This window comes from Mycobacterium sp., from assembly GCF_019247615.1.
GTDB lineage: Bacteria > Actinomycetota > Actinomycetes > Mycobacteriales > Mycobacteriaceae > Mycobacterium.
In genome coordinates this window covers 1-9,711 of sequence record NZ_JAFBAT010000319.1, presented here as the reverse complement: position 1 = coordinate 9,711, position 9,711 = coordinate 1, and the positions used below count along the sequence as shown (strand labels likewise).

Here is a 9,711-nt window from a genome sequence, read left to right as displayed (position 1 = left end):
GGCTGTTGAATACGAGATCAACAACCGACCCCGCCACATCCTCGGAGACCGCAGTCCCACTGAACTTTTCACCGCGCTGCTAGCCTCACCAGACCATCAACTGTTGCGACGTTGACTAGAAGCCACCCTGCCGCCAGGGGGTCAATTTTCAGCCGCCGTCGACACTAGCGAGCTTTACGGCGCGACGTGCCGTACGACGCATAACAGGGCTGCGTCATCTGAACCACTACCCAACTCAGCCGCCGCCAGCAGCGGCCCGTGGGCCAGACGCAAGAGACGAAGTCATGTGCAACCACACCCATACTCTGCCGCACAAAAATCCGCCAGCATGGCAAGACGCGAAGCCAGCCGGAACTGCCCCTTAGTTGTATCTGTGCATGGCTCGCCGGGCCGAAACGTGCGGTGTGCCCGCTGCAGCTGAACTTCGCCAGTCCGGTCGCCAGAGATCATTACCCACGCTAATGTTCCCAAAAGTGTTCTCATCGGGCATGAAAATGGCTCCCGGAGAAGTCTCCGGGAGCCACTTCCGCTGGTAGCGGGGACAGGATTCGAACCTGCGACCTCTGGGTTATGAGCCCAGCGAGCTACCGAGCTGCTCCACCCCGCGTCGGTGAATGCCAGGCTACCGAAAACCGGCCGCGCCGGCCAAATCACGCGTTGACCGGCACGTTCTGCGCCGCCGCGCCAGGTGGTCAGCCGCCGAACGCCACGCGAACCGCCGAGTGCAGCGGCAACCGCTCGAGCGTCATTTCTTGCTGGGAATGACGATGATGACGATCAAGGTCAGGATGGAGAAGAATAGCCCCAGAATTCCCCAGCCCAGCGGATTCCGCCCCTTGGTCATTGCGATGATGCCGCAGACAATCGCGGCGATCACGCTGCCGATGGCCACGAAAATTCCCTTGATTCCACGAAGTATCAACCCGGCCGCGAGCGGATCCGAGCTGGCCAGGATCATCGAGTGCAACATGTCAGAAACCTTTCTTCGGAGCCTGTAGGTAATACCCAGGACGGCGCAAATATAGACCACGGGAATTTCCGGATTCCGTAATCGGCCGTGGTGGGTTTCCCCGGCGTGATCTCACGATGAAGCACAGAGTCGAAAGCCGGTCCGCAGAGTCATGCGGGATACTGTTCGGCCATGCAGGTCGATGTGATGGTCGTGCCCCAACCGCTGGCCAAGATCGGTGACCTGGCCCGGCACATTCGCATCGCCGGGTTTTCCGGTGTGCTGTTCACCGAGACCGGCCGCACCGCCTATCTCAACGCCGCCGTCGCGTCGCAGGCTGCGCCCGGCCTCGAGCTGTCGACTGGCGTCGCGGTGGCGTTTCCGCGCAGTCCGTTCGTCACCGCCGCGACGGCGTGGGAGCTGCAGGAGGCCACCGGCGGGAGGTTCCGACTGGGTCTAGGCACGCAGGTGCGCACGCACGTCGTGCGGAGATACGGGATGCCCTTCGAGCATCCCGGCCCCCGCCTGCGCGACTACGTGCTCGCGGTGAAGGCGTGCTTTACCGCTTTCCGAACCGGCAATCTCGATCATCACGGCGAGTTCTACCGGCTCGACTTCATCACCCCGCAGTGGAGTCCGGGACCCATTGCCGCGCCCGACCCGAAAGTCGATGTGGCAGCGGTCAATCCGTGGATGCTGCGGATGGCGGGCGAAGTTGCCGACGGCGTCCATGTGCACCCGCTCGGCGAGCCCGGCTACCTCGCCCGCCACGTCGTGCCGAACGTCGCCGCGGGCGCGGGAAAAGCGGGGCGCTCGGCAGCGGAGATCGCCATGATCGTGCCGGTGATGACGATCGTCGGTGACAGCGACGAAGAGCGCGACCACCAACGCGAGGCGGTGCGCGCCAGCATGGCGTTCTATGGCAGCACACCCAATTACGCGTTCATCTGGGACGAGGCCGGATTCGAGGGCACCACCGCCCGGATTCGGGAGAAGCAAAAGGCGGGCGACTTCGCGGGCATGGCGGCACAGATCAGCGACGAGCACATCGCTGTCTTCGCCACCGAGTCGACCTGGGACGGGCTGGCCGATGCTCTGGCCCGGAAGTACTCCGAGGTTGCGACCCGCCTTGCGCTGTACAGCGCCCTGGGCGATCCGGAGCGCTTCGAGCGATACGGCGACGTCGCCCGCCGTTTGCAGGGGTGACGAGGCAGCCGGCGACCAGCCGCTATTACGGCGGCTACTTGGTGGTGTTGTACTTGTTGATCGCGTCGTCGAGCCGCTGCAACGCCGCGCCGTAGGCCGCGAAATCGCCCTTCTTCTGCGCGTCCTTCGCCGCGCCGAGCGCCGCCTGGATCTCCTGCAGAGCCGCGGCCTTGGCCGGGGACAGCGTCACCGATCCGTCGGAGACCGGGGGCACCGCCGTTGGCGGCGTGGTCGGCCCGGGTGGTGCGACGGGCGCCGGCGGGCTGGCGGGGGGGCTCGGACTCGGGGGCGCCGCCCCGGGCTCGGTCGGTTGGATGCCGGTCGCCGTCGCGCCCGCGCCGGGCCCGAACAACCCGTTGAGCGCGTCACCCACCGTGGGGCCGTACCCGATCTTGTCGTTGTACATCATCGCGACCCGGATGAGGCGCGGATACGACGAGGCGGCGTCGCTGGCTCCCGGTGAGGCATAGACGGGTTCGACATAGAGTAGCCCGCCCTGGCCAACCGGAAGCGTGAGCAAATTGCCCCACCGGATCCGGTTCTGATTGTCGCGCCCGATCACGCCGAGATCCTGGGAGACGGCCGGGTCAGTGGTGATCGCATTGTTGGCCAGCTTGGGACCGTTCACCTGGCCTGGGATGGTCAGCACGGTGATCCTGCCGTACGTCGCGGGATCGGAGCTGGCGCTGATGTAGGCGGCCAGGTAGTCCCGCCTGAACCTGTTCATCGCGCTGATCAACTGATACGACGACGAACTATCGTTCCTCGCAATGTTTTTCGCCACGATGTAATACGGTGGCTGATAACTGCTGGCGGTCGGATTCGGATCCAGCGGGACATCCCAGAAATCCGAGGTAGAGAAGAACGTCACGGGATCGTTGACGTGGTATTTGGCCAGCAGCATCCGCTGCACCTTGAAAAGGTCCTCGGGATAACGCAGATGCTCCGCCAGCTCGGGGGTGATGTCGCTCTTGGGCTTGACGGTGCCCGGGAAGACCTGCATCCAGGCCTTCAAGACGGGATCGTGTTCGTCCTGCTGATAGAGCGTTACGGTGCCGTCATAGGCATCCACCGTGGCCTTGACCGAGTTTCGGATGTAGGAGACCTGCTTGTCGGGCGCCAGCCGGTTGGACGCGACCTCGGTGGAGTCGGCGGTCGCCTGTTCCAGTGAGGTCAGCTCCGAGTACGGGTAGTTGTCCAACGTGGTGTAGCCGTCGATGATCCACACCAGTCGCTTGTTCACGATCGCCGGGTACACCGCGCTGTCGGTCGTCAGCCACGGCGCCACCGCCTCCACCCGCCGCGCCGGGTCGCGGTTGAACAGGATCTTACTGTTGGAGCCGATCACGTTGGAGAACAAGAAGTTTCGCTCGGCAAACTTGGCCGCGAAGACGCTGCGCGATATCCAGTCACCGATCGGGACACCGCCGAGTCCGGTGTAAGTGTAGTTCTTGGTCTCGGTGCTGGTTTCGTAGTCGTACTCGCGGTCATTGCCGTTGCGCCCGACAATCGCGTAGTCGGCGGAGGTGTTGGAGATGACCGGCCCGTAGTAGATGCGCGGTTGGTCCAGCGGCGCGGGCCCGTCGGACACCACGCTGCCGTTGGCGCCGACGACGTTGACCAGGAACTCGGGATAACCCCCGTTTTGGTTGGGCTCGTTGGCGATCCCGCGCACGGTGTTCGCCGGTGAGGCGATGAACCCGTTGCCGTGGGTGTAGACGCTGTGCCGGTTGATCCAATCCCGCTGGTTGTCGGTAAGCCGATCGGGGTTGAGCTCACGGGCGGCAACGACGTAGTCGCGCAGCGCGCCGTTGCGATCGAGGTAGCGGTCGATGGACAGCTGGTCGGGAAAGTAGTAGAAGTTCTTGCCCTGCTCGAACTGCGTGAAGGCGGGGCTGATGATGGTGGGGTCGAGCAGCCGGATGTTCGAGGTGGTCGCGCGGTCGGCCGCCACCTGGGGGGCGGTGGCCTGGCCGTCGCCGGTGTAGTTGCGATAGGTCACCACGTCGGACGTGAGTCCATACGCCTGTCGCGTCGCAGCGATGCTGCGCGCGATGTATTCGCTTTCCTTCTGCGCCGCATTGGGTTTCACGCTGATCTGCTCGACGATCAACGGCCATCCGGCGCCCACGATCAATGACGAGAGCAGCAACAAGACCAGGCCGATGGCCGGAATCCGCAAGTCCCGCAACGCGATAGCGGAGAAAACCGCGGCTGCGCAAATCAGCGCGATGGCCATCAGGATGAGCTTCGCGGGCAGCACGGCGTTGATATCGGTGTAGCCGGCACCGGTGAATGGCTTGTCGCGGCGGGTGTGCTTCAACAGCTCGTAGCGGTCCAGCCAATAGGCGACGGCTTTGAGCAGCACCAGCAGGCCGATCAGGCTGACCAGTTGCATCCGGGCCGAGCGGCTCAGGGCGCCGGTGCGCCCAGACAACCGGACGCCACCGAAAAGGTAGTGCGTCAACAGGTTTCCCAGGAAAGCCAGGAACACGGCCACAAACATGTAGCTGAGCAGGAGCCGGTAGAACGGCAGTTCGAACGCGTAAAAGCCGAGGTCCTTGCCGAACTGCGGGTCCTTGATGCCGAAGTCCCCGCCGTGCAAGAACAGCTGGATCCGAACCCAATAGCTCTGCGCGATAACGCCTGCCAGCAGGCTGATCGCGGCCGGGATTCCGATCCCGACCAGTCGCATCCGTGAGACCACAAATGCGCGGTATCGGGCGACCGGGTCGTTGTTGCTGCTGGGAACGAACACCGGGCGGGTGCGGTAGGCCAGCGCCAGCCCGCCGAACACGATGCCGCCCACCAGCAGACCGGCCACGAGAAACACGACGATGCGGGTCACCAATACCGTGGTGAACACCGAGCGGTAGCCGAGCTCTCCGAACCACAACCAGTCGACGTAGGCGTCTATCAACCGGGGGCCGACCAGCAGCAAGGCGATCACACCCAGTGCGATCAGGATCAGAATCCGGCTACGCCGAGTCAGCTTCGGCATCCTCGCGGTGGGCCGCATCCCCACTGGCTACGCTCCCTGATCGATGTGGCTGGCGTCGGCTCAACCAGCTGGTTGCCACCGATTTTGGTGGACGGTCACAACTCTACGCACCTCACACCCGCACGCGGTCGGCATCGTCGGCCGGTCAGCAGCTGGGCGGCTGGCCTCCCGACGTGACCGCGTGCAGCGCGTCGACCGCTTGCCCGAGGGTCTCGACCTTCACCAGGCGCAAGTGGGACGGATTATCCGAGATTGCCTCGTAGCAGTTCTTGGCGGGCACGAGGAAGACGGTGGCCCCGGCGTCGTGGGCGGCGGCCATCTTGTGGGTGATGCCGCCGATTTGGCCCACCTTGCCGTCGACGGAGATGGTGCCGGTTCCCGCGACGAACGCCGACCCGGCCAAGTCACCCGTTGTGAGCTTGTCGACGACCGCCAGGCTGAACATCAACCCGGCGGAGGGCCCGCCCACATTGGCGAGATTGAAGTCGACGACGAACGGCGCCCAGGGGGCGTCGAGAACCGCCACGCCCAGGAAGCCGTAGTCGCGGTCCTTGTTCGTCCCGAGGGCGATCTGCGCGGTGCCAAGGAGCCCGGCCGGGTCATTTTTGCGCCGATAGTCGATCGTCACCACCTGACCCGGCTTGGTGTTCTTCAAGAATCCGGTGAACTCCTCGACATTGGCCATCGGGGTGCCGTTGACCGCGTCGATGGCGTCGCCGGGCTTCAGCTTGCCCGCCGAGGGGCCGGCATCGGTGACGGTTGCGACCGTCACGGCGGCCGGGTACTTCAGGTATCCCAGCGCGGCGTATGCGGCGCTGTCCTCGGACTGTTTGAAGTCGGCGTTGTTCGCCTTGTCGACGTCCTCCCGCGACTTTCCGGGCGGGTAGACGAGATCGCGCGGTATCAGCTGCTCCTCTCCCGAGAGCCATAACGTCAGCGCTTCGCCGAGGGTCAGGCCGTCACGCTGGGACACCGTCGTCATGTTGAGGTGGCCCGTTGTCGGGTGCGTCGTGGTGCCATTGATCGCGACCACCGGCTTGCCGTCGACCTCCCCGAGCGTGTCGAAGGTGGGACCGGGACCGAGCGACACAAACGGGACCGTCACCACGGCAAGCAACACCCCGAAGACCGCGATCGGCACCAATGCGACGATCAAGGTCAGAATCCGCCTGTTCACGCCGCTAACACTAGACGGACACCGCGAGAGCTCGTTCAGCTACGAGCGTGACGGGATGCGCGCGTTCTGTTCCGCCGGTGGGTACCGTTGACGTTATGGCTGACATGCCTTTCGGTTTCTCCTCCGGCGACGACGCCTCAAAAGATGAGTCGGGGCGCGAGAAGCCCGGGAAGAAGGATCCCCGTTCCGGCTCGGGCTCGTCCGACCCGTTGGGGTCCTTCGGCATGAGCGGGGACTTCGGCATGGGAGACCTGGGCCAGATTTTCACCCAACTCGGCCAGATGTTCAGCGGCGCCGGGACCGTCATGGCCGGCGGCAAAACATCGGGGCCGGTCAACTACGAATTGGCGCGGCGCGTCGCCACCAGTTCGATCGGGTTCGTCGCGCCCGTCCCGGCCACGACGAAACAGGCGATCGCCGATGCGGTCCGCCTCGCCGAGACCTGGCTGGACGGGGCGACTGCGCTGCCCGCCGGGACAACCAAGGCGGAGGGCTGGCGGCCCAACGACTGGGTCGACAACACCCTCGAGACGTGGAAGCGGCTGTGTGACCCGATGGCCGAGCAGATCGCGACGGTGTGGGCGTCGTCGCTGCCCGAAGAGGCCAAGAGCATGGCCGGCCCGCTGCTGTCGATGATGTCGCAAATGGGCGGCATGGCGTTCGGCTCGCAGCTGGGTCAGGCGCTGGGCCGGCTGTCCGGCGAGGTACTGACCTCCACCGACATCGGTCTGCCGCTGGGGCCCAAAGGCGTCGCCGCGATACTGCCGGCCGCTTTGGAAACGTTTGCCGCCGGACTCGAGCAGCCCCGCAGCGAGATTTTGACGTTCCTCGCTGCCCGCGAGGCCGCACACCATCGACTGTTCGGCCATGTCCCGTGGCTGTCCAGTCAATTGCTGGGTGCCGTGGAGGCCTACGCCAGGGGCATGCAGATCGACATGACCGGAATCGAAGAGCTGGCACGGGACTTCAACCCGGCGTCGCTGTCGGATCCGGCGGCCATCGAAAACCTGCTGGGGCAGGGAGTTTTCGAGCCGAAGGCGACGCCGGCGCAGAAGCAGGCGCTGGAACGTCTCGAAACGCTGCTGGCGCTGATCGACGGCTGGGTGCAGGTGGTGGTCACCGCTGCGCTGGGCGATCGGATTCCGGGCGCGGCCGCGCTCAGCGAGACGCTGCGCCGCCGGCGGGCCAGCGGCGGCCCGGCCGAGCAGACGTTCGCGACCCTGGTCGGCCTCGAGCTGCGGCCGCGGAAGCTGCGGGAAGCCGCCGCTCTCTGGGATCGGCTGACCCAGGCCGCGGGTGCGGACGCCCGCGACGCCGTCTGGCAGCACCCCGACCTGCTGCCCGCAGCCGACGACCTCGACGAGCCGGCAGGCTTCATCGACCGCGTCATCGGTGGCGATACGAGCGGTATCGACGAGGCGATCGCCAAACTCGAGCAAGACCCGGACATTGACGGCCCCGACGGCCCCGCCGGGGGTCCTGTGGATAACTGATCGCGGCGTGTGCTGCCGGGGTGGCACAGTCCCAACGCATGGCTCAGGTCGTGTCCAACGCCGCGATCTCCCGGTATGCGCTGAACCCCGCGATGCCCGTGCTGTTGCGGCCCGACGGCGCCGTCCAGGTCGGCTGGGATCCCCACCGTGCGGTGCTGGTCCGTCCGCCGTGCGGCCTGGCAGCCGCGGAGTTGGCGACGGTGCTGCGCTGCATGCGCTCGCCGACACCGATATCAGAATTGCGGCGGCAGGCGATCGACCGCGGGTTGCAGGACGCCGACGGCCTGACCGACCTCGTCGAGCAGTTGGTGGCCGCCGGTGTGGTGACCGAATGCCCGCAGTCGCGCGGCCGGGCGGCGTCCATCCGCATCCACGGCCGCGGGCCGCTCTCGGAGCTGCTGGTTGACGCGCTGCGCTGCTCCGGCGCCCGCATCGCCCACAGCAGCCATCCGCATGCCGCCATATCGCACGCCGCCGTCGACCTGGTGGTGCTGACGGATTATCTGGTCGCCGACCCACGCATGATTCGTGACCTCCACAGCGAGGGCGTCCCGCACCTTCCGGTCCGGGTGCGCGACGGTACCGGATTGGTCGGTCCGCTCGTGATACCAGGCGTGACCAGCTGTTTGGGTTGCGCCGACCTGCACCGCAGCGACCGTGACACCGCCTGGCCGGTGATCGCCGCCCAGCTCCGCGACACCGTCGGGGTAGCCGACCGGGCAACGCTGTTGGCGACGGCGGCCCTGGCGCTCAGCCAGGTGAACCGGGTGATCGCCGCGGTCCGCGGGCGAGAGACGGTGCCCGATCCCGCGCCGCCCCCCGCGCTCAACGCCACGTTGGAGTTCGACCTCAACGCCGCCGCCATCGTCGCACGTCAATGGACCAAACATCCGTTGTGCACATGCTGATGATGGCGCGGCGCCGACTCGGCTAACCGAGCCGTCCCGGTTCGGGAACGTTGTTCGCCACCGAGGCATACGCCCTAGCGAGCGCCTCCAACACCTCTCCGCTCAACGTGCCCTCGTTGCGGCTCTTGTCCAACGTTTCGATGATCGCCCTGAAGAGGGCGTCGGCGGCGTCGTGCTGCGTCTGCTTGGCTGCCATGGCCTTCGGTACCACCCTTCGCCTGCGCGTGTTGGTTGAGTCGCGGGACTTCCCGTGCAAGGGACAACCTATGGCTGCAAGCCCGGCCACGAGACGGGTTGTGGGCGGATCGACATCATGTCGTGCTGGGCGTCGTGGATGATGGACGTGTGGCAGACATCAAACGCGGGCGCGCTGCGCGCAACGCGAAGCTGGCCAGCATCCCCGTCGGGTTTGCCGGCCGGGCGGCGCTCGGATTCGGCAAACGGTTGACCGGTAAGTCGAAAGACGAAGTCCAGGCCGAGATGTTGGAGAAGGCCGCCCACCAGTTGTTCACCGTCCTGGGTGAGCTCAAGGGCGGCGCCATGAAGGTTGGGCAGGCCCTGTCCGTGCTGGAGGCCGCGATTCCCGAGGAGTACGGCGAGCCTTACCGCGAGGCCTTGACCAAGCTGCAGAAGGACGCCCCGCCGCTGCCCGCCCACAAGGTGCACCGGGTGCTCGACGCGCAGCTGGGCACCAAGTGGCGGGACCGCTTCAGTTCGTTCGACGACACCCCGACTGCCTCGGCAAGCATCGGTCAGGTGCACAAGGCGGTGTGGAAGGACGGCCGGGAAGTGGCCGTCAAAATTCAGTACCCGGGCGCCGACGAGGCGCTGCGCGCCGACCTCAAGACCATGCAGCGGATGGTCGGGGTGGTCAAACAGCTCGCGCCGGGCGCCGACGTCCAAGGCGTGGTCGACGAGCTGATCGAGCGCACCGAAATGGAACTCGACTACCGGCTGGAAGCCGACAACCAGCGCGC

The 9,711-nt window shown here is 66.0% G+C and carries 7 protein-coding genes, 1 tRNA gene and 2 pseudogenes; 5 read left to right on the top strand and 5 right to left on the bottom strand.

The genetic code is table 11. The features are described 5' to 3' along the window. Nucleotides 1–115: pseudogene (locus JO059_RS22440) on the top strand (IS30 family transposase); the annotation flags it as partial. A gap of 415 nt (nucleotides 116–530) precedes the next feature. On the opposite strand, the gene JO059_RS22435 reads toward JO059_RS22440, so the two are convergent. Continuing rightward, nucleotides 531–607 (bottom strand) — tRNA-Met (locus JO059_RS22435). 138 nt (nucleotides 608–745) lie between these two features. Beyond that, a complete protein-coding gene (locus tag JO059_RS22430) occupies nucleotides 746–970 on the bottom strand; it encodes a deoxyribodipyrimidine photolyase (RefSeq protein ID WP_293322875.1) in 225 nt (74 codons plus the stop codon). A 168-nt stretch (nucleotides 971–1,138) separates the two neighbouring features. Here JO059_RS22430 and JO059_RS22425 point away from each other — a divergent pair. After that, nucleotides 1,139–2,155 (top strand): annotated as a pseudogene (locus JO059_RS22425) (TIGR03617 family F420-dependent LLM class oxidoreductase); the annotation flags it as partial. A 34-nt stretch (nucleotides 2,156–2,189) separates the two neighbouring features. Here JO059_RS22425 and JO059_RS22420 read toward each other — a convergent pair. Beyond that, nucleotides 2,190–5,180, bottom strand: coding sequence for a UPF0182 family protein (locus JO059_RS22420; protein WP_293322873.1), 2,991 nt, complete (start codon nucleotides 5,178–5,180; stop codon nucleotides 2,190–2,192). 121 nt (nucleotides 5,181–5,301) lie between these two features. Further along, nucleotides 5,302–6,333, bottom strand: coding sequence for a PDZ domain-containing protein (locus JO059_RS22415; RefSeq protein ID WP_293322871.1), 1,032 nt, complete (start codon nucleotides 6,331–6,333; stop codon nucleotides 5,302–5,304). A 77-nt stretch (nucleotides 6,334–6,410) separates the two neighbouring features. Here JO059_RS22415 and JO059_RS22410 point away from each other — a divergent pair, with 77 nt between their 5' ends. Together JO059_RS22410 and JO059_RS22405 are read left to right on the top strand one after the other, a co-directional pair. Further along, nucleotides 6,411–7,826 (top strand): zinc-dependent metalloprotease, encoded by a 1,416-nt coding sequence (locus JO059_RS22410; protein WP_293322869.1) that lies wholly within the window; start codon nucleotides 6,411–6,413, stop codon nucleotides 7,824–7,826. A gap of 38 nt (nucleotides 7,827–7,864) precedes the next feature. After that, nucleotides 7,865–8,734, top strand: coding sequence for a cyclodehydratase (locus JO059_RS22405; protein ID WP_293322867.1), 870 nt, complete (start codon nucleotides 7,865–7,867; stop codon nucleotides 8,732–8,734). A 22-nt stretch (nucleotides 8,735–8,756) separates the two neighbouring features. Here the strand turns inward: JO059_RS22405 and JO059_RS22400 are convergent, their stop codons facing one another. Continuing rightward, complete coding sequence (locus JO059_RS22400; RefSeq protein ID WP_293322865.1) at nucleotides 8,757–8,930, bottom strand: hypothetical protein; 174 nt, start codon at nucleotides 8,928–8,930, stop codon at nucleotides 8,757–8,759. Nucleotides 8,931–9,064: 134 nt separating this feature from the next. Between JO059_RS22400 and JO059_RS22395 the strand changes: the two genes are divergently transcribed. Beyond that, nucleotides 9,065–9,711: AarF/UbiB family protein (locus JO059_RS22395; protein ID WP_293322863.1), on the top strand; the 647-nt coding region annotated here is incomplete at its 3' end.